Genomic DNA, 18,731 nt, shown 5'->3' with positions numbered 1-18,731 from the left:
CCGAAGTCGCCCGGGGTCGCGCCGAGGGCGCACGGGCGGGCCGCCGGGCCGCCGGCACGTTTGCGGCGGGCGCGTGTGGGTGGGCAGCCCCAGAATGGGCGCGTGACCTCGGACCCGCTCGCCCGCTTCGCCGCGCCCACGCGCGCGTGGTTCTCGGGCGCGTTCGACGCGCCGACCGCCGCCCAGGCCGGTGCGTGGGAGGCCGTGTCGAGCGACCGGCACGCCCTCGTGGTCGCCCCGACGGGCTCGGGCAAGACGCTCGCCGCGTTCCTCTGGTCGCTCGACCGGATCCTCGCCGCGCCCCCGGACGAGGCCCCGGCTCGCGAGGCGCGCTGCCGCGTCGTCTACGTCTCCCCGCTCAAGGCGCTCGCCGCGGACGTCGAGCGGAACCTGCGCTCGCCGCTCGCGGGCATCCGCCAGGCCGCGGTGCGGCTCGGGCTCGACGTGCCGGACGTCGTCGTCGGCACCCGCACCGGGGACACCCCCACGAGCGAGCGCCGCCGGCTCGCGACCCACCCGCCCGACATCCTCATCACGACGCCCGAGTCGCTGTTCCTCGTGCTGACGTCACAGGCACGCGCGGGGCTCGTGGGCGTCGAGACGGTGATCGTCGACGAGATCCACGCGGTGGCGGGCACCAAGCGGGGCGCCCACCTGGCCGTGTCGCTCGAGCGCCTGGACGCGCTGCTCGAGGCGCACGAGCGGCCCCCGGCGCAGCGCGTCGGGCTCTCGGCCACGGTCCGTCCCGTCGAGGCGGTCGCGACCTTCCTGGGCGGGCACCGGCCCGAGGCCGAGGGCGGGCGCGAGGTCGTCGTCGTGCAGCCGCCGTCGAGCAAGCGCATCGAGGTCGACGTCGTCGTGCCCGTCCCGGACCTCTCCGACCTCGGGACGGCGGCGCTCGTGCCGGACGCCGGGTCGCGGTCGGACGGCGGCCTGCCGCCCCTGCCCCCCGGCGAGCGCGACCTCACGGGCCCGGCGACGTCGCGCCCGACGGGCGCGCCCGACGTCCGGCCGCCGCGCCCGTCGGTCTGGCCGCACGTCGAGGAGCGGGTCGTCGACCTCGTCACCGACCACCGCTCCACGCTGGTCTTCACGAACTCGCGCCGCGGGGCGGAGCGCCTCACGGCGCGCATGAACGAGCTGTGGGCCGAGCGCCAGGGCGAGGACGTGCTCGACCCGGGCACGGTCACCGCGGCGCAGGTGCAGGCGCAGTCGGGCGCGAGCTCGGGCGTCGAGCCCGTCATCGCCCGCGCGCACCACGGCTCGATGAGCCGGGCCGAGCGCACGCGCACGGAGACGGAGCTCAAGGACGGCCGGCTGCCCGCGGTGGTCGCGACGTCGAGCCTCGAGCTCGGCATCGACATGGGCGCGGTGGACCTCGTGGTGCAGGTCGGGGCGCCGCCCTCGGTCGCGTCGGGCCTGCAGCGGATCGGGCGCGCGGGCCACCAGGTGGGGGCCGTGTCGCACGGCGTGGTGTTCCCCACGCACCGGGGCGACCTCGTGCCGTCGGCGGTCGTCGCCGAGCGCATGCGCTCCGGCGGCATCGAGGAGCTCCACGTGCTCGCCAACCCGCTCGACGTGCTCGCCCAGCAGGTCGTCGCGATGGTCGCGGTCGACGAGTGGACGGTCGCGGAGCTGGCGACGCTCGTGCGGCGCAGCGAGCCCTACGCGCACCTCGGTGACGCGTCGCTGCACGCCGTCCTCGACATGCTCGCGGGCCGCTACCCGAGCGAGGACTTCGGCGAGCTGCGCGCGCGGATCGTGTGGGACCGCGCGTCGGGCCGGCTGACCGGGCGGCCGGGCGCGCTGCGGCTCGCCGCGACGAGCGGCGGCACGATCCCCGACCGCGGGATGTACGGCGTGTTCCTCGCGACGGACGCCGGGACCGGGACCGTCGCGGGCGACCCGGACACCGCGGGCGGCCGCGCCCCGCGCGGCGGCAAGCGCGTCGGCGAGCTCGACGAGGAGATGGTCTACGAGTCGCGCGTCGGCGACACGTTCACGCTCGGGTCGAGCACGTGGCGCATCGAGGACATCACGCCCGACCGCGTGCTCGTCACGCCCGCGCCGGGCATCCCGGGGCGGCTGCCGTTCTGGAAGGGCGACTCCCCCGGCCGACCCGCCGAGCTCGGCCGTGCGCTCGGCGCGTGGGTGCGCGAGACGGACGCGCTCGCCGCCACCGACCCCGACGCCGCGACCGACCGGCTCCGCACGGCAGGCCTCGACGCGTGGGCGAGCGACAACCTGCTGGCCTACCTGCGCGAGCAGCGCGACGCGACCGGGCGCGTCCCGGACGACCGCACGGTCGTCGTCGAGCGCTTCCGCGACGAGCTCGGCGACTGGCGCGTCGTCGTGCACTCGCCCTACGGCGCGAAGGTGCACGCGCCGTGGGCGCTCGTGCTCGCCGCGCGCCTGCGCGAGCGCTACGGGGTCGACGCCGCCGCGATGCACGCCGACGACGGCATCGTCCTGCGGCTCCCGGACACCGGGGACTCGTGGCTCGAGGGAGCGACCGACGGCTCGGGCGGCCTCGGCGGGGACGCACCCGTCGTCGGCGTCGAGGACCTGCTCCTCGACCCGGACGACGTGCTCGACGCGGTGCGCGACGAGCTCGGCGGGTCGGTGATGTTCGCGTCGCGGTTCCGCGAGGCCGCCGCCCGCGCGCTGCTGCTGCCCCGGCGTCGTCCGGACCGGCGCCAACCGCTGTGGCAGCAGCGGCAGCGCTCGGCGCAGCTCCTGTCGGTGGCGTCGGAGTACCCGGAGTTCCCGATCGTCCTCGAGGCGGCGCGCGAGTGCCTGCAGGACGACTTCGACGTCGCGGCGCTCACCGACCTCATGCGCGACCTCGCCGCCGGGCGCGTGCGCCTCGTCGAGGTGACGACCCCGACGCCGTCGCCCTTCGCGCAGTCCCTCCTCTTCGGGTACACCGCCCAGTTCCTCTACGACGGCGACGCCCCGCTCGCGGAGCGCCGCGCCGCCGCGCTGTCGCTCGACCCCACGCTCCTCGCCGAGCTGCTGGGCGGCGACGGCGTCGCGGCCCAGCTCGCCGACCTGCTCGACCCCGCCCAGATCGAGCGGACCGAGGCCGAGCTCGGCGCGCTCGCGCCCGAGCGGCAGGCGCGGCACGCCGAGGACGTGTGGGACGTGCTGCGCCGGCTGGGCCCGCTCACCGAGGCCGAGGTCGCGGCGCGGACGCGCGAGGACGTGCGCGCCGACGTCGCGGCCTGGCTGCGCGAGCTCGAGGCTGCGCGCCGCATCATGCCCGTGCGGCTCGCGGGGGTCGCGCCCGAGCGCGCGCAGCAGTGGGCGGTCGTGGAGGACGCCGGCCGCCTGCGCGACGCGCTCGGCGTCGCGCTGCCCGTCGGCATCCCCGAGGTGTTCACCGAGCCCGTCCCCGACCCGCTCGGCGACCTCGTGCGCCGCCACGCGCGCACGCACGGCCCGTTCACCGCCGCCGACCTGGCCGCACGCCTCGGGCTGGGCGTCGCCGTCGTCGTGCAGACGCTCGAGCGGCTCGAGGCGGCCCGGCTCGTCGTGCGCGGGCGGCTGCGGCCGGAGGCGATCGGCGGCACGGGCGACGACTGGTGCGACGCCGAGGTGCTGCGCGTCCTGCGCCGGCGCTCGCTCGCCGCGCTGCGCGCCGAGGTGGAGCCCGTCCCCGCCGAGACGCTGGGCGTCTTCCTCCCGCGCTGGCAGGGGCTTGGCGCGCTGCGCGGCGTCGACGGGCTGCTGCGCGTCGTCGAGCAGCTCTCCGGCGCGGCCGTCCCCGCCTCGGCGCTCGAGACCCTCGTGCTCCCGGCGCGCGTCAGCGACTACACCCCGACGATGCTCGACGAGCTGACGACGACCGGCGAGGTCGTGTGGTGCGGGCACGCCCCGCTGCCCGGTTCCGGCGGCGGCGACGGTCTCGTCAGCCTCCACCTCGCGGAGTGGGCGCCGCTCACGCTGCCCGACCCGGGCCCGGCGCCCGAGACCGGCCTCCACGCCACGCTGCTCGACCTGCTGGAGGGCTCGGGCGGGTACTTCCTCCCGCGGCTGGCCGAGCGCGCCGGCGCGGAGACCGTCCCGACGCTCGAGGCGCTGTGGGACCTCGTGTGGTCGGGCCACGTGACGAACGACGGCCTCGGGTCGCTGCGCGCACGGCTCGGCGCCGCCGGGGGGACCCACCGCGCGCCGCGCGCCCCGGCGCGGGCCCGGCCGCTCGCACGCGGCCGGTTCGCGGGCCTGCGGCCGCCGACGTCGCCCGAGACGGCCCTGCGCGGCGGCGCCGGGCGGTGGTCGGCGCTGCCCCCGCGCGAGCCCGACCCCACCCGCCGGGCGCACGCGCTCGCCCGCGTCCTGCTCGACCGCCACGGCGTGCTCACGCGCGCCGTCGCGCCCGCCGAGGGCGTCGCCGGGTCCTTCCGCGCGGTGTACCGCGTGCTGAGCGAGCTGGAGGGCACGGGCGCCGCGCGGCGCGGGTACTTCGTCGAGCACCTCGGCGGCTCGCAGTTCGCGCTCCCCGGCGCGGTCGACCAGCTCCGGACCGACGCGCAGGACCGTGAGCGCGCGCTCGAGGCCGACGCCGCGGCGGCCGCGACCGACCCGTTCGCCCCGCTCCCCGACGCGCGGACGTCGCGCGGCGGTCCGCGTCCCGGCGCCGTGCTGCTCGCCGCGACGGACCCGGCGAACCCCTACGGCGCGGCGCTGCCGTGGCCCACCCGCCCGACGACCGGACCCGGCGCGCCCGGCACGGACGGCACGACCGGGGAGGGCTCGCGCGGTCACCGCCCGGGCCGCAAGGCGGGCGCCGTCGTCGTGCTGAGCGACGGCGACCTCGCGCTCTACGTCGAGCGCGGCGGGCGGTCCGTGCTGTCCTTCGTGGACGGCCCGCGGCTCGCCGAGGCGAGCGCGGCGCTGGTCCGCGCGGTGCGGGCGGGCACGCTCGGCAAGATCGTGGTGCAGCGCGTCGACGGCGTCGAGGCCCTGGCGGGCGCCGGCACGGCCCGTACCCCGGCGGACGACGCGGTGCGCGCGCTGCTCGACGCCGGCTTCCGCGCGACGCCGCGCGGCCTGCGGGCGGCCTGACGTGCGGCGGTCGTCGCGCGTGCCCGACCACCGAGGGCGGTCACGTGCCCGAGGGTGACATCCTGCGTCTCGTGTCGGCCCGCCTCGACGAGGCGCTCAAGGACCGGGTGCTGGTCCGCTCGGACCTGCGGTGGCCGAGCGCCGCGGAGATCGACCTGGTCGGGCGGACGGTCGTCGGGAACCGGGCCTACGGGAAGCACCTGTTCACGCGGTTCGACGACGGCCGGTCCCTGCACACGCACCTGCGCATGGAGGGGTCGTGGCGGCTCGCCCGGACGGGCACGCACGACGCTCGCGGGGCGGAGCCGAACGTGCGCGTCGTCCTCGCGAACGAGTGGTGGACGGCGGTCGGGAACCGGATCGGGATGCTGCACGTGCTGCGCACCGCGGACGAGCGCGTGATCGTCGGTCCGCTCGGTCCCGACGTGCTCGGCGACGACTTCCCGGAGACCGGGCTGCCCGAGGCGGCCGCGCGGATGCGGGCCGACGACGCGGCGGGCGGGAGCGGCCCCCGGTACCGGCCGGAGCGGGCCGCGACGGGCGTGCCCGTCGCGGAGGCCCTGCTCGACCAGCACCTCGTCGCCGGCATCGGCACGATCTACACGGCCGAGTCGCTCTTCGCCGAGCACGTCTACCCGTGGACGCCCGTCCGCGACGTCGAGGACCTCGAAGGGCTGCTGCTCACGGCGCGCACGCTCATGCAGCGCACCGTGCGGCACGGGTTCGACCCGCGCGCCGGCGTCGTGCGGCACGTGCACGGGCGCACACGAAAGGCGTGCCACGTGTGCGGCACGCCTGTCGCGGAAGGTACGGCGAACGAGCCCCCGTACGACCGTCCGATCTTCTGGTGTCCGACCTGCCAGGCACCGCCCGCAGCAGGATGACGGCGGGCGTCGCTGCCCCCGCTCCCGGTGCGGCCGGTCCCGGCCCGACCGTCAGCCGACGGGCTGCAGGTCCTCGCGGCGTGCCGTGCCCTCGGGATGCTGGCGACCCAGCACGGCCGTCGCGAAGTCGGCCGGGATGGTGTCGGGGATCAGCAGACCCTCGGCGACGGCGACCCGGTCGCTGACCTCGCGCAGCACCAACGACATCGGGATGTCGAGCGCCTCGCAGATCGAGCCGAGGAGCTCCGACGACGCTTCCTTCTGACCGCGCTCGACCTCGCTGAGGTAGCCCAGCGAGACCCGTGCGGCGGAGGACACCTCTCGCAGGGTGCGCCCCTGTCGCTGGCGAGCGTCTCGCAGCACGTCCCCGATCTCTCGTCGAAGAACAATCATCTGGCGACCCCCTTCCGTGTCCCGTGCGCCCCCGGGAGCCGGAGAGGCCCCCACCTGGGTGCGCGAACTGCTCGTGCCGGTCTTCCTGTTCACTGCCCCGCGTGACGGGGTCGTCCTACCGTACCCCGCCCGCGGTCCGCTCACGTCGCCGGTGCCCCGTGCGGGACGGGGCGCGGGCGCGTTGTCCGTGCGTCCCACCGGTCGGTTGACGGTCCTGTTGGCGATCACGTGCTGTGCAACGTCGCGACGTGGGGTGTTGTTCCCGCGCCGGGCCTCCCGGCCGCTCCCCCGCGGCACGTTCACGACGTCTCCACGACGCCTCCGGCCCGGTCCACGCCTGGCCGGGCGGCCGACGCTCCCACCGACGATTTCACCCGGCAGGGGGGATCGTCACGCCGTCGGTGGCCGGGGCCCGACCGCCGCGCGCGCGAGGGCCACCGCGGCGGCCACGGTGGCGGCGCGGACGGCCGCGCGGTCGCCCGCCAGGTGCAGCTCTCGCACCTCCGTGCCCCCCGGTCCGCTCGCGGCGACGAAGACGGTGCCCGGGGCCCGGCCGTCCTGCGGGTCGGGGCCCGCGACGCCCGTGGTCGCGACCCCGACGTCGGCCCTCAGCACGTCGCGCACGCGCTCGGCCATCTGGCGTGCGACCTCCGGGTGCACGGCCCCGCGCGCGGCGAGCAGACCGCCGTCGACGCCGAGGACCGACTCCTTGACGTCGGTCGCGTACGCGACGACGGCGCCCCGGAGCACGCGCGAGGCGCCGGGCACGTCGACGATCGTCGCGCTGAGCAGGCCGCCCGTGAGCGACTCGGCCGTCGCGAGGGTCCACCCGCGGGCCTCCAGAGCGCCGAGCAGCTCGACGACGTCGGACCGCACGTCCGGGCCGGTGACCGACGAGCTCCCCGGCGGGACCGGAGCGTCGGTCACGAGACGGGCGCGCCGTCCGTGCTCGGACCCCGCTCGACGACCCGGGCCGCGCGCACCGCGTCGCGGCGCAGGCGCCAGCCCTGGTACGCGTACTCCAGGCCGGTCACGACGGTGACGAGGATGGCCGCGGCGAGGACGATCCAGGCGACGACGCCGACGAACGCCGGCAGGTGCGCGAGCGGCAGCACGAAGAGCGTGATCGCGACGGTCTGCAGCACGGTCTTGAGCTTCCCGCCGCGGGACGCGGGCATGACCGCGTACTTGAGCACGGCGAACCGCAGGAGCGTCACGCCCAGCTCGCGCGCGAGCACGACGACGGGGACCCACCAGGGCAGCTCGCCGAGCGGCCACGCCAGCAGCACGAGGGCGGTGCCTACGAGCAGCTTGTCCGCGATGGGGTCGAGGAGCTTGCCCAGGTCCGTGACGAGGTCGTAGCGCCGCGCGAGGTAGCCGTCGAGGCGGTCCGACGTGGCGGCGAGGACGAAGATGCCCGTCGCGACGAGGCGCCACGTGACGGACTCCCCGCCGTCGACGAGGAGCGCCCACGCGAAGAACGGGACGAGCAGGATCCTCGCCATGGTGACGAGGTTCGCGGAGTTCCACGGCGAGGGGACGGCGTTGACCACGTCACCAGCCTAGGGGGTCGTCCGGGGTGCGCCGACCGTCGGCGGCACCACCGGCCGCCCGGGTCACCGCCAGCCCGACTCCACGTCGGCGCCGTCGTGGTACTCCGTCGCGACAGGGGGCATGTGCCCGTCGGTGCCCTCGCCGTAGTCGTGGCCACCCCCTGCGCCCGGGGGCGCGGGGGCCGCGGCGGGCGCCTGGCCGTCGAAGACGTCCTGCGCGGGCTCGCCCCGGATGAGGGCGAGCGCCGACGGCAGCTCCTCGGGCGTCACGAGCACCTCGCGGGCCTTGGACCCCTCGGACGGTCCGACGATCTCGCGCGACTCCAGGAGGTCCATGAGGCGACCCGCCTTGGCGAACCCGACGCGCAGCTTGCGCTGGAGCATCGACGTCGAGCCGAACTGCGACGTCACGACGAGCTCGGCCGCCTGGAGCAGCAGGTCGAGGTCGTCGCCGATGTCCTCGTCGATCTGCTTCTTCGTGGCCGCCTGCGTGACGTCCTCGCGGTACACGGGCTTGAGCTGGCTCTTCACGTGCTCGACGACGGCGTGCACCTCGGACTCCGAGACCCACGCGCCCTGCACGCGCATGGGCTTGGCCGCGCCCATGGGCAGGAACAGGGCGTCGCCCTGGCCGATGAGCTTCTCCGCGCCGGGCTGGTCGAGCACGACGCGCGAGTCCGCGAGGGACGACGTCGCGAACGCGAGCCGCGACGGCACGTTCGCCTTGATGAGGCCCGTCACGACGTCGACCGACGGGCGCTGCGTCGCGAGCACCAGGTGGATGCCTGCCGCACGCGCGAGCTGCGTGATGCGCTGGATCGAGGCCTCGACGTCGCGCGGGGCGACCATCATGAGGTCGGCGAGCTCGTCGACGACGACCAGCAGGTACGGGTACGTCGCGATCTTGCGCTCGGAGCCGGGCAGCGGCTTGACCTTGCCGGCGCGGACGGCGGCGTTGAAGTCGTCGATGTGCTTGAACCCGAACGCGGCGAGGTCGTCGTAGCGGGCGTCCATCTCGCGGACGACCCAGTCGAGCGCCTCGGCGGCCTTCTTCGGGTTCGTGATGATGGGCGTGATGAGGTGCGGGATGCCCTCGTAGATCGTCAGCTCGACGCGCTTGGGGTCCACGAGCACGAGCCGCACCTGCTCGGGCGTCGAGCGCATGAGGATCGACGTGATCATGGAGTTGATGAAGCTCGACTTGCCCGCGCCCGTCGCGCCCGCGACGAGGATGTGCGGCATCTTCGCGAGGTTCGCGACGACGTAGCCGCCCTCGACGTCCTTGCCCACGCCCATGACCATGGGGTGCTCGGTGCGCCGCGCGGCCGACGACCGCAGGACGTCGCCGAGCACGACCGTCTCGCGGTCCGTGTTGGGGATCTCGATGCCGATGGCCGACTTGCCGGGGATCGGCGCGAGGATGCGCACGTCGGCGCTGGCCACCGCGTACGCGATGTTGTTGGACAGCGACGTGATGCGCTCGACCTTGACCTTGGGCCCGACCTCGACCTCGTAGCGCGTGACCGTCGGGCCGCGCGTGAACCCGGTGACCTTCGCGTCGACCTCGAACTGCTCGAACGTCTGCGTGAGCGCCTCGACCACGCGGTCGTTCGCGGCGGAGCGCACCTTGTGCGGCGCGCCCTTGACGAGCGCGTCCTCGTCCGGGAGCAGGTAGACCGTGTCGCCCTCGAGCATGGGCTGCACGCCCCGGGGCATCGGGCCGGGCGGGGGCGGCGGCACGCTGCCGACGCCGTCCTCCGGGGAGGGCGCGACCGCGCCCATCGCGGCCGCCGCCGTGTCCTGCGCGGCCCCCTGCCCGACGGCGGGGACCACCTCCGTGGCGGCCGTGCCGGCGGCCGGCTCCTCCGCGCGACGCTTCTTCCCCCGGCCGCGCGGCGCGTCGTCCTCGTAGTCGAGGAACGCGGCCGTCTCGAAGGCCTCGTCGCCCGAGAAGCCGCCCTCGGGCTTCTCGATCTCGGCCGCCTCCGCCGCGCGCTGCGCCTTGGTGCGCCGCGGCTTGCGCGGTCGGCGACCCGTCGGCGGCTCGCTGCCGTCGTGGCGCGAGACGCCCTCCGCGAGCGGGAGCCCGTCGGCGTCGAGCGCGTCGTCCTCGGTGCGGTGGTTGCCGGTGAGCACGTCGTAGAGGCCACGCAGCCGGCTCGGGATGCGGTGCACGGGCGTCGCGGTGACGACGAGCAGCCCGAAGAACCCGAGGAGCAGGAAGATGGGGACGGCGAACCACGGCGTCAGCCCGGCGGTCACGGGCGTGGCCGCCAGATAGCCGACGATGCCCCCCGCGTCCTGCACCGCCGCGAAGCCGTCGCGCGGCGCGGGCAGGTCCTCCGAGATGTGCACGAGGGAGCACACGGACACGACGATGAGCGTGAGCCCGATCGCGACGCGCGAGTTCGCCTGGGCGCGCTCGGGGTGCCGCATGATGCGCACCGCGAGCCAGAGCAGCAGGACCGGGACCGCGACGCCGGCGAGACCGAACGTCCCCGCGACGACGCCGTGGACGACCTTGCCGAACGTGCCCTGGATGCCCCACCACTCGCGGGCCGCGACGACGACCGCGAGTGCGATGAGGGTGAACGCGACGCCGTCGCGCCGGTGTGCCGGGTCCAGCTCTCTTGCTCCTCTTCCGATGGTGCGCACGAGCGATCCCACGCCGTGCGCGGCGCCGAGCCAGACCCCCCGAACCGCCCGGACGGGCCACGGCGGCCCTGCCGCCGGGCGACGCGCCGGGCGGCGCGCGCTGGAGGAGGAGGACCGTCCGCGACCGGTTCCGGCGCGCGACGTGCCGCGGGCCGTGGACGAACCGCCGCGCGCCGCGGTGCGGGGCGCTGGTGTGCGGTTGCTCGCGGTCCGACGTGCCTGCGGGGACGTGCGGGTCGCCATAGTGGTCCTAACCTACCTGCGAGGGACGACGGCGCCGGGGACCCCGGGGCGCGTGTCCCCCGCGGACCGGGGTGCGGGCACGTGCCCGCGACCCGGTCCCGCGAGGACGAGCGGAGGACCGATGGACGATCACGCGGGCGTGCGGCGCAGCACCGCCGACGCGACCACGGATGGCGAGCAGGCGCACGCGCGCGACCTCGTGGAGGTCCGCCCGGGGGTCTGGGTGGCGACCGCGACGATCTGGGCGACGACGTCGACGGTCGTGGTCGCGCCCGACGGCGAGGCGCTCGTCGTCGACCCCGCGGTCACGGTCGAGGAGGTCGGGGCGCTGGCCGCCGCCGTCCACGGTCGCGGCTGGCGCGTGACGGCCGGGTTCGCAACCCACCCGCACTGGGACCACGTGCTGTGGTCCCGCTCCTTGGGCGACGCCCCGCGCTACGCCACGGCCCGCGGCGCCGACGCCGTTCGGTCGCGGGGAGCGGACCTGGTCGCCGCGACCGACGCCGCAGCGCCCGACCACGACCCGACGCTCGTCGGCGCGCTCACGCCGCTCCCCCGCGGCGCACGACGCCTGCCGTGGCCGACCGCACCGACCCCCGGTCAGGCCGAGGAGCGGCCCGGCGCGCGGGCAGACCGGAAGACCGACGTCGTCGTGGTCGAGCACGACGCCCACGCGCCGGGGCACGCGGCGCTCGTCGTGCGGGGCGTGCTGCTCGCGGGAGACATGCTCTCGGACGTGGAGGTGCCGCTCGTCGACACCGGGTCGCGCGACCCGGTGCGCACGTACCGCGGCGCGCTCGACGCGCTCGAGCTCGCGGCGCGCGACGTCGACGCGCTCGTCCCGGGCCACGGGAGCCCGGCGGTCGGTCGGGCCGCCGTCGCCGCGCGCTTCGCGGCCGATCGCGCCTACCTCGACGCGCTCGAGCACGCGGTCGCGCAGGCCGACGCCGTGGTGCGCGACGACCGGCTCACGGGCTACGTCACGACGTGGCACGAGGAGCAGCTCGCCGCGCTCCGCGCGCGCTGACGTCCCACGGCTCCGGGCTCAGTCGTCGAGCCCGAGCTCGACCGACCGGGCGAGCGCGGTGTCGAGAGCCTGCTCGTCGGTGACGAGGCGGTGCAGGTGCCGCGCCGCGACGTGCAGGGCGTCGAGGTCGGAGCCGTAGACGCTCACCATGCCGCCCTCGGGGTCGAACCCGACGACGCCCAGCACGTCGGGCTCGTGGTCGGTCAGCGTGGCCTGGAGCGCGCCGGAGAAGTCGTCGCCCGAGCCCTCGACGTCGTGCCGCTCGAGCGCGCCCTGGTGGAGGTGCCACTCCGGCCCGCCGGGCGAGTAGATGATGCTCCACCCCTGCGCCAGCGTGACGAGACGGACAGGGTCGAGCGGGACGAAGTCCTCGGCGGTGGTCATGCCGGAACCGTAGCGAGAGCCACCCACGTCCGGCTCCCGGGGTCGGTCAGCCGAGGAAGAGGCCGACGGAGAGCGTCACGACGCCCGCCGCGAGGACGACGGCCCCCACGGGGAGCAGCACGACGGCCCGGTTCGGCGTCTCGCGCCCCGGGCCCACGGCCGACAGGAAGAAGCCGGCCGGGAGCAGGATCGCCGCGACGAGCACGCCGGTCGCCGCGAGCCAGCGCCAGGGGCCGGCGAGGCCAGTGGCCTCCGTGAGCAGCAGGCAGACGAGGCCGAGGATCACGAGCACCCCCGCGTGCGCGTGCCCGGCACGGAAGAACGACGTCTGGAACCCGGTGGCCGGGACCCGCCGCGTGACGACCCGGACGAGGAAGGCCCCGCCGGACTCGATGCCGACGACGGTGAGGAGGACGACGCCGGCGGTGAGGCGGGCGGCGTCGGTGAGCTCGAGCACGGGGACCTCCAGGAGGCGGCGCGAGAACTCGCGCACCGGTTTGCGAACACTGTTATAGAACATCGTTCGCGAAGGCTCGTCAAGCCCCCTAGACTCGGCGCGTGGCACGACCCCGACTGCACGACGACGCCCTGCGTGACCGCCTCCTCGACGTGGCGTCGCGCGTCGTCTCCACGCACGGGGAGGCCGCGGTGACGGTCCGGTCCGTCGCGACCGAGGCCGGGACGAGCGCGTCGGCGGTGTACGCGCTCTTCGGCAGCCGCGACGAGCTCGTCGCCGCCGTCTCCGCGGAGGGCTTCCGGCGCTTCGCCGCACGCCTCGCGACGGTCCCCCGCACCGACGACCCCGCTGCCGACCTGGCGGCCCTCGGCCGCGCGTACCGCGACTTCGCGCTGGCCGACCCGCACTTCTACGCCGTGATGTTCGCGCGCGGCGTCCGGCCGGGGCCGGACCGGCCCGAGGCGGTCGAGGAGCCCACGTTCCGCGTGCTCCGCGACGCCGTCGCGCGCCTCGTCCCCGAGGACGCGGGTGCCGCCGACGTCGCGCTCGGTCTGTGGGGGCTCGTGCACGGCCTCGTCTCGCTCGAGCTCGCGGGCCTCGTGCCCGGCGGGGACGACGCCCGGGCAGCGCGCTACGCCGCGACGCTCGCCGCCGTCGGTCCGGGGCTCGTGCGGCGCGGCGCGGCGACGTAGCCCCGGGAAAGCCGGACCGCGCGTCCGTCCCCGGCGAGCGCCCACATGGTCACCGGGCGTCGGCACCCACCGCGGCACGCTGGCCCGCGGTGATCTCGCGGACGGTGCGCACCCACAGGACCAGCGCGAGGACGAGGCCCGCGGTGCCCACCGTCTCCGCGACGGGCAGCAGCGCGAAGGTCCCGGCCGCACCGGCCGAGGAGAGCGTCGTCAGCTGCGTGGCGACGTTCGTCGCGACGCTCCACAGGAGCCACCCGGCCCACCACCACCCGAGGCCGCGGCGCGGAGCGACGACGGTCGCGGCGCGCACGTCGCGCACCACCTGGTACGGGAACCAGAACGCGACGACCGGCACGATCCACCCGAGCCAGACCCACACCCGGCTGCGCGCGTGCCCGCGCGCGGGCGACACGGCCTCGGCGAGCACGCGGCTCTGCCACAGCCACAGGCACGTCACGACCGCCGCGGCGAGCTGGACGGGAAGGAGCAGCAGGCCCACGGCGTCGTACCCGGTGAGGACCTCGGCGCTCGGGGTGCCGGCGCGGGCGGCGCGCTCGAACTCCTCGGCCGCGCCGAACGACGTGACCCAGGCCAGCACCTGCACGGCGGTAACCGCGACCGCGAGCGCGATCGTCCCCGTCGCGAGGCCGCCGGGGACGGGCGGTCTCGGGACGTAGCCGTACCCGCCGCCGTACGCGCCGTACACCGGGGCCGTCGGCTGCCCGTACGCGGGCGCGGAGAGCGGCGTCGGTCCGGTGGAGCCGAAGGGCGGGGGCGCAGCCTGCCCGTACGCGGGCACGGGCACGGGCGCGGCGCCGTACGCGCCGTACTGCGGTACCGGCCGGCCGGGCGCCGAAGGCTGTCCGGGGACGGGGCCGCCGGGCTGTCCGTAGGGCGGGACCCCGGAGGGGTCGTGGTGCGTCAAGGGGTGCCTCCTGCGCTGGTCGGGGCGCCAGCATACTGGCGCCCCGACCTGGGCGGAGACCGGTCCGACGCCGGTCGCGGAGGCTACGCCTCGACGACGACCGGGACGATCATCGGACGACGGCGCAGGCGGTTGGAGACCCACCGGCCGATGACGCGGCGCATGACCTGCTGGAGCTGGTGCGTGTCCGTCGCGCCGCCGGCGATCGCGTCCTCGAGCGCCTTGACGACCTCGGGCTGGATGTCCTGGAACACCTTGTCGTCCTCGGCGAACCCGCGCGCGAGGATCTGCGGCCCCGCGAGGACCTTGCCCGTCGCGGAGTCGACGACGGCGAACACGGAGACGAAGCCCTCCTCGCCGAGGATGCGGCGGTCCTTGAGCTCGGCGTCCGTGATCTCGCCGACGCTCGACCCGTCGACGTACACGTACCCGCACGGCACGGCACCCACGACGGACGCGCGCCCGTCGACGAGGTCGACGACGACGCCGTCCTCGGCGAGCACGACGCGGTCGGCCGGCACGCCCGTGCGGACCGCGAGCGCCCCGTTGGCGACGAGGTGGCGGACCTCGCCGTGCACCGGCATGACGTTCTTGGGCTTGAGCACGTTGTAGCAGTAGAGGAGCTCGCCCGCGCTCGCGTGGCCGGACACGTGCACCTTGGCGTTGCCGCCGTGCACGACGCGCGCGCCGAGGCGCGTGAGGCCGTTGATGATGCGGAAGACGGCGTTCTCGTTGCCCGGGATGAGCGACGACGCGAGGATGACGGTGTCGCCGTGGCCGACCTGGACCTTGTGGTCGCCGTTCGCCATGCGCGACAGGGCGGCCATCGGCTCGCCCTGCGAACCCGTGCACATGAGCACGATCTCGTCGTCGCGCAGCGAGTCGACCTTCTTGAGGTCGATGAGCACGCCCTCGGGCACGTGGAGGTACCCGAGCTCGGACGCGATCGTCATGTTGCGGACCATCGAGCGCCCGACGAGCGCGACGCGGCGGCCGTGGTGGTGCGCGGCGTTGAGGACCTGCTGCACGCGGTGCACGTGCGACGAGAACGACGCGACGATGATGCGCTTCTCGGAGGCGGCGAAGACGTTGTCGAGCACCGGGCCGATCTCGACCTCGGGCGTGACGAACCCGGGCACCTCGGCGTTGGTCGAGTCGACCATGAACAGGTCGACGCCCTGCTCGCCCAGGCGCGCGAACGCGCGCAGGTCGGTGATGCGCCCGTCGAGCGGGAGCTGGTCCATCTTGAAGTCGCCCGTGTGCAGCACGGTCCCGGCGCCGGTCGTCACCGCGACCGCGAGCGCGTCGGGGATCGAGTGGTTCACGGCGACGAACTCGCAGCGGAACACGCCGAGCTGCTCGACCTGCCCCTCCTTGACCGCGAGGGTCACGGGCGAGATGCGGTGCTCCTTGAGCTTCGCCTCGACGAACGCGAGCGTGAGCTGCGACCCGACGAGCGGGATGTCGCGGCGCAGGCGCAAGAGGTACGGCACGGCGCCGATGTGGTCCTCGTGGCCGTGCGTGAGGACGATCGCCTCGATGTCGTCCAGCCGGTCCGCGATGTAGTCGAAGTCCGGGAGGATGAGGTCGACGCCGGGCTGGTTGTCCTCGGGGAAGAGGACGCCGCAGTCGATGACGAGCAGGCGCCCGTCGTACTCGAGGACGGCCATGTTGCGGCCGACCTCACCGAGACCGCCGAGGGCGACGATGCGCAGCCCTCCGGCGGGGAGCTCGGGAGGCAGGGAGAGTTCGGGGTGGGGATGGCTCACGGGGCCTCCTGTCGTGGCTGAGCCGGGGGTTTCGAGGGCTCCTGCCCTCGCTAGTTCGTGGGTGCGGCAGCGTCTGCCGCGGTGGTCGCGCCCGCGAGCACGCCCGCGGCGGCGAGGGCGTCGCGCACGAGCGCGACGTCGTCCTCGGTCGCCGCGACGTTCGGCAGGCGCAGGAAACGGTTGTCGGTGACGCCGAGCAGCTCGACGGCGGCCTTGGCCATGACGGCCTGGAAGCCGGCACCGTTGAGCGCGTCGATGACGGGCGTCGTGGTGAGGAAGACCTCGAGCGCGCCCGCCGGGTCGCCGGCGTCGAAGCGGCGCACGACCTCCGCGAACTGCGGCGCGACGGCGTGCGCCGACACGGAGACGATACCCGCGGCGCCGTGCGCGAGGAACGGGAGCAGCAGCCCGTCGTCGCCGCTGTAGAAGGCGAGGCCCGTCGAGGCGGCGAGCTTCGCGGCGGCGTAGACGTCGCCCGTCGCGTCCTTGGTCGCCACGACCCGCTCGTGCGCCGCGAGGCGCGCGTACGTGTCGGGGGCGATGCGCACCCCGGTGCGGCCGGGGACGTCGTACAGCATGACGGGGAGGTCGGCCGCCTCGGCGATCGCGACGACGTGGCGGTAGACGCCCTCCTGGCCGGGGCGCGAGTAGTAGGGGGTGACGACGAGGAGCCCGTCCGCCCCCGCCTCGGCCGCCTGCTCGGCCATGCGCAGCGCGTGGTCGGTGTCGTTGGACCCGGCGCCCGCGAGGACCGCCGCGCGGTCGCCGACCGCCTCGACGACGGCGCGCACGAGGTCCTGCTTCTCGGGAGCGTGGGTCGTGGGCGACTCGCCCGTCGTGCCGCTCAGCACGAGGCCGTCGTTCCCGTCGTCCACCAGGCGCTTCGCGAGCCGGGCCGACGCCTCGAGGTCGACGGCGCCGTCGGGCGTCATCGGGGTGACCATGGCCGTGAGGACGGCACCGAACGGGCGCGCGGGGGTGGCGGGAAGGACCATGTGCACAAACTACCGTGCGGCGGGTCGTCGCACCGCGCCCGTCCGGCAGGGACCGGGCGGCGCCCGGGGCGCGGGCCCGACGCCCCGCACCGCTCGCCCGGGTGCGTCCCCGCGACCCCCAGGGCGATACTCGGAGCATGTCCCGCCCCGCCTCGACGTCGAACCTCTCCCCCGCGCTCGTCGCCCACGTGCCCACCGGGCTGCTCGTGGACGGCCACTGGGGTCCTGCCGAGGGCGGGCGGACCTTCGAGGTCGAGGACCCGGCGACCGAGGAGTCGCTGTTCGACGTCGCGGACGCGAGCCCGGCGGACGCGCTGCGCGCGCTCGACGCCGCGCACCGTGCGGCGCCCGCGTGGCGCGCGACGCCCCCGCGCGAGCGGGGCGAGGTGCTGCGCGCCGTCTACGACCGGGTCGTCGCGCGGGCCGACGACGTGGCGGCGCTCATCACGGCCGAGTGCGGCAAGCCGCTCGCCGAGGCGCGCGCCGAGGTGCTCTACGGCGCCGACTTCCTGCGCTGGTACGCGGAGCAGGCGGTCCGCGCCGACGGGCTCGCACGGACCGCGCCGGCGGGCGGCAACCGCCAGCTCGTCTTCCGCCGGCCCGTGGGGCCCGCGCTGCTCGTCACGCCGTGGAACTTCCCGATCGCCATGGCGACGCGCAAGATCGGCCCCGCGCTGGCCGCCGGGTGCACGGTCGTCGTCAAGCCCGCCCGGCTCACCCCGCTGACGACGGCGCTCGTGGCCGAGGTGATCCGCTCCGAGCTCGCCGACCGCGGGCTGCCGACGGGTGTCGTCAACGTCGTCCCGTCGTCGCGCGCCGCGGACGTCACCGAGCCGCTCCTCGCGGACGAGCGCCTGCGCAAGCTGTCGTTCACCGGCTCGACGCCCGTCGGGCGCACGCTGCTCGAGAAGGCGTCCGCCCAGGTGCTGCGCACCTCGATGGAGCTCGGCGGCAACGCCCCGTTCCTCGTGTTCGCGGACGCCGACCTCGACGCGGCGGTCGAGGGCGCCGTCGTCGCGAAGCTCCGCAACGCGGGCCAGTCGTGCGTGGCGGCGAACCGCTTCCTCGTGCACGACGCCGTCGCGCGGGAGTTCGCCCAGCGCCTCGCCGCCGCGTTCGCGGACCTGCGGGTCGGGCCGGGCGCCCAGGACGGGACGCAGGTCGGGCCGCTCATCGAGGCGAAGGCCGTCGACAAGGTCGCCGAGCTCGTCGACGCGGCCGTCGACGGCGGGGCCCAGGTGCTCACCGGCGCGGAGCGGCCCCGCTCCCCCGGGTACTTCTACTCCCCCACCGTCCTGTCGGGTGTCGACCCGGACGCACGCGTCGTCACCGAGGAGATCTTCGGCCCGGTGGCGCCCGTCGTCGCGTTCGGCGACGACGACGAGGGCATCGCGCTCGCGAACGCGACCGAGTACGGGCTCGCCGCCTACGCGTACACGACGTCGCTCGACCGGGCCGTGCGCGTCTCCGAGGAGGTCGAGGCCGGCATGATCGGCGTCAACCGCGGCCTCGTGTCCGACGCGAGCGCCCCGTTCGGCGGGCTCAAGCAGTCCGGCCTCGGTCGCGAGGGCGGGGAGGCCGGCCTCGAGGAGTACCTGGAGACGGTCTACGTGGCCCTCTGACGTCGCCCCTCCCTTCTCCCTTCTCCCCCGCCGCCGCCGCCGTCGAGCACGGGGTCACGGACCGG

Annotated in this window: 14 protein-coding genes; 5 read left to right on the top strand and 9 right to left on the bottom strand. The window is 75.8% G+C overall.

Annotated features, from left to right (window positions below; genetic code table 11):
• The first annotated feature begins 102 nt into the window (after positions 1–102).
• Both ACPCUX_RS09190 and ACPCUX_RS09185 read left to right on the top strand, forming a co-directional pair.
• Positions 103–5,067 (top strand): Lhr family helicase, encoded by a 4,965-nt coding sequence (locus tag ACPCUX_RS09190; RefSeq protein WP_423388596.1) that lies wholly within the window; start codon positions 103–105, stop codon positions 5,065–5,067.
• A gap of 44 nt (positions 5,068–5,111) precedes the next feature.
• Positions 5,112–5,951 carry a DNA-formamidopyrimidine glycosylase family protein gene (locus tag ACPCUX_RS09185; RefSeq protein ID WP_137280318.1) on the top strand — a complete coding sequence of 280 codons (840 nt, stop codon included), beginning with the start codon at positions 5,112–5,114 and terminating at the stop codon, positions 5,949–5,951.
• A 51-nt stretch (positions 5,952–6,002) separates the two neighbouring features.
• Here ACPCUX_RS09185 and ACPCUX_RS09180 read toward each other — a convergent pair whose 3' ends face one another.
• From ACPCUX_RS09180 to ACPCUX_RS09165, 4 genes are all read right to left on the bottom strand, one after another.
• Entirely contained in the window at positions 6,003–6,344 is a 342-nt protein-coding gene (locus ACPCUX_RS09180; protein ID WP_021483863.1) for a helix-turn-helix domain-containing protein, read from the bottom strand.
• A gap of 390 nt (positions 6,345–6,734) precedes the next feature.
• Positions 6,735–7,271, bottom strand: coding sequence for a CinA family protein (locus ACPCUX_RS09175; RefSeq protein WP_423388595.1), 537 nt, complete (start codon positions 7,269–7,271; stop codon positions 6,735–6,737).
• Complete coding sequence (pgsA, locus tag ACPCUX_RS09170) at positions 7,268–7,897, bottom strand: CDP-diacylglycerol--glycerol-3-phosphate 3-phosphatidyltransferase (protein WP_021483781.1); 630 nt, start codon at positions 7,895–7,897, stop codon at positions 7,268–7,270. Before pgsA ends, ACPCUX_RS09175 begins: the two co-directional genes overlap by 4 nt.
• Before the next feature lie 63 nt (positions 7,898–7,960).
• Positions 7,961–10,795: a DNA translocase FtsK 4TM domain-containing protein gene (locus tag ACPCUX_RS09165; protein ID WP_423388594.1), complete on the bottom strand. Its 2,835-nt coding sequence runs from the start codon at positions 10,793–10,795 to the stop codon at positions 7,961–7,963.
• A 121-nt stretch (positions 10,796–10,916) separates the two neighbouring features.
• On the opposite strand from ACPCUX_RS09165, the gene ACPCUX_RS09160 reads away from it, so the two are divergent.
• Entirely contained in the window at positions 10,917–11,822 is a 906-nt protein-coding gene (locus ACPCUX_RS09160) for an MBL fold metallo-hydrolase (protein WP_423388593.1), read from the top strand.
• An 18-nt stretch (positions 11,823–11,840) separates the two neighbouring features.
• Here the strand turns inward: ACPCUX_RS09160 and ACPCUX_RS09155 are convergent, their stop codons facing one another.
• Both ACPCUX_RS09155 and ACPCUX_RS09150 read right to left on the bottom strand, forming a co-directional pair.
• A complete protein-coding gene (locus ACPCUX_RS09155) occupies positions 11,841–12,206 on the bottom strand; it encodes an Imm51 family immunity protein (RefSeq protein WP_144722821.1) in 366 nt (121 codons plus the stop codon).
• Between the two features lie 46 nt (positions 12,207–12,252).
• Entirely contained in the window at positions 12,253–12,699 is a 447-nt protein-coding gene (locus ACPCUX_RS09150) for a hypothetical protein (protein WP_423388592.1), read from the bottom strand.
• Between the two features lie 65 nt (positions 12,700–12,764).
• Between ACPCUX_RS09150 and ACPCUX_RS09145 the strand changes: the two genes are divergently transcribed.
• A complete protein-coding gene (locus ACPCUX_RS09145) occupies positions 12,765–13,355 on the top strand; it encodes a TetR/AcrR family transcriptional regulator (protein ID WP_114553504.1) in 591 nt (196 codons plus the stop codon).
• 49 nt (positions 13,356–13,404) lie between these two features.
• Here the strand turns inward: ACPCUX_RS09145 and ACPCUX_RS09140 are convergent, their stop codons facing one another.
• From ACPCUX_RS09140 to dapA, 3 genes are all read right to left on the bottom strand, one after another.
• A complete protein-coding gene (locus tag ACPCUX_RS09140) occupies positions 13,405–14,280 on the bottom strand; it encodes a DUF4328 domain-containing protein (RefSeq protein WP_423388591.1) in 876 nt (291 codons plus the stop codon).
• Positions 14,281–14,363: 83 nt separating this feature from the next.
• On the bottom strand, positions 14,364–16,049 hold the full coding sequence (locus tag ACPCUX_RS09135; RefSeq protein WP_034655491.1) for a ribonuclease J: 1,686 nt from the start codon (positions 16,047–16,049) through the stop codon (positions 14,364–14,366).
• Between the two features lie 50 nt (positions 16,050–16,099).
• Entirely contained in the window at positions 16,100–17,044 is a 945-nt protein-coding gene (dapA, locus tag ACPCUX_RS09130; RefSeq protein ID WP_423388590.1) for a 4-hydroxy-tetrahydrodipicolinate synthase, read from the bottom strand.
• 137 nt (positions 17,045–17,181) lie between these two features.
• Between dapA and ACPCUX_RS09125 the strand changes: the two genes are divergently transcribed.
• Complete coding sequence (locus ACPCUX_RS09125; protein WP_085388103.1) at positions 17,182–18,666, top strand: NAD-dependent succinate-semialdehyde dehydrogenase; 1,485 nt, start codon at positions 17,182–17,184, stop codon at positions 18,664–18,666.
• Positions 18,667–18,731: the final 65 nt, after the last annotated feature.

The organism is Cellulosimicrobium sp. AB352, from assembly GCF_049538415.1.
Lineage (GTDB): Bacteria > Actinomycetota > Actinomycetes > Actinomycetales > Cellulomonadaceae > Cellulosimicrobium > Cellulosimicrobium funkei.
This window is presented reverse-complemented; position numbering and strand designations above follow the sequence as displayed.

What these genes read in the sequence shown, in the direction of transcription:
- ACPCUX_RS09125 (WP_085388103.1), top strand. Translation starts at nt 17,182, where the DNA reads ATGTCCCGCCCCGCCTCGACGTCGAACCTCTCCCCCGCGCTCGTCGCC.
- ACPCUX_RS09160 (WP_423388593.1), top strand. Translation starts at nt 10,917, where the DNA reads ATGGACGATCACGCGGGCGTGCGGCGCAGCACCGCCGACGCGACCACG.
- ACPCUX_RS09180 (WP_021483863.1), bottom strand. Translation starts at nt 6,344, where the DNA reads ATGATTGTTCTTCGACGAGAGATCGGGGACGTGCTGCGAGACGCTCGC.
- dapA (WP_423388590.1), bottom strand. Translation starts at nt 17,044, where the DNA reads ATGGTCCTTCCCGCCACCCCCGCGCGCCCGTTCGGTGCCGTCCTCACG.
- ACPCUX_RS09155 (WP_144722821.1), bottom strand. Translation starts at nt 12,206, where the DNA reads ATGACCACCGCCGAGGACTTCGTCCCGCTCGACCCTGTCCGTCTCGTC.
- ACPCUX_RS09165 (WP_423388594.1), bottom strand. Translation starts at nt 10,795, where the DNA reads ATGGCGACCCGCACGTCCCCGCAGGCACGTCGGACCGCGAGCAACCGC.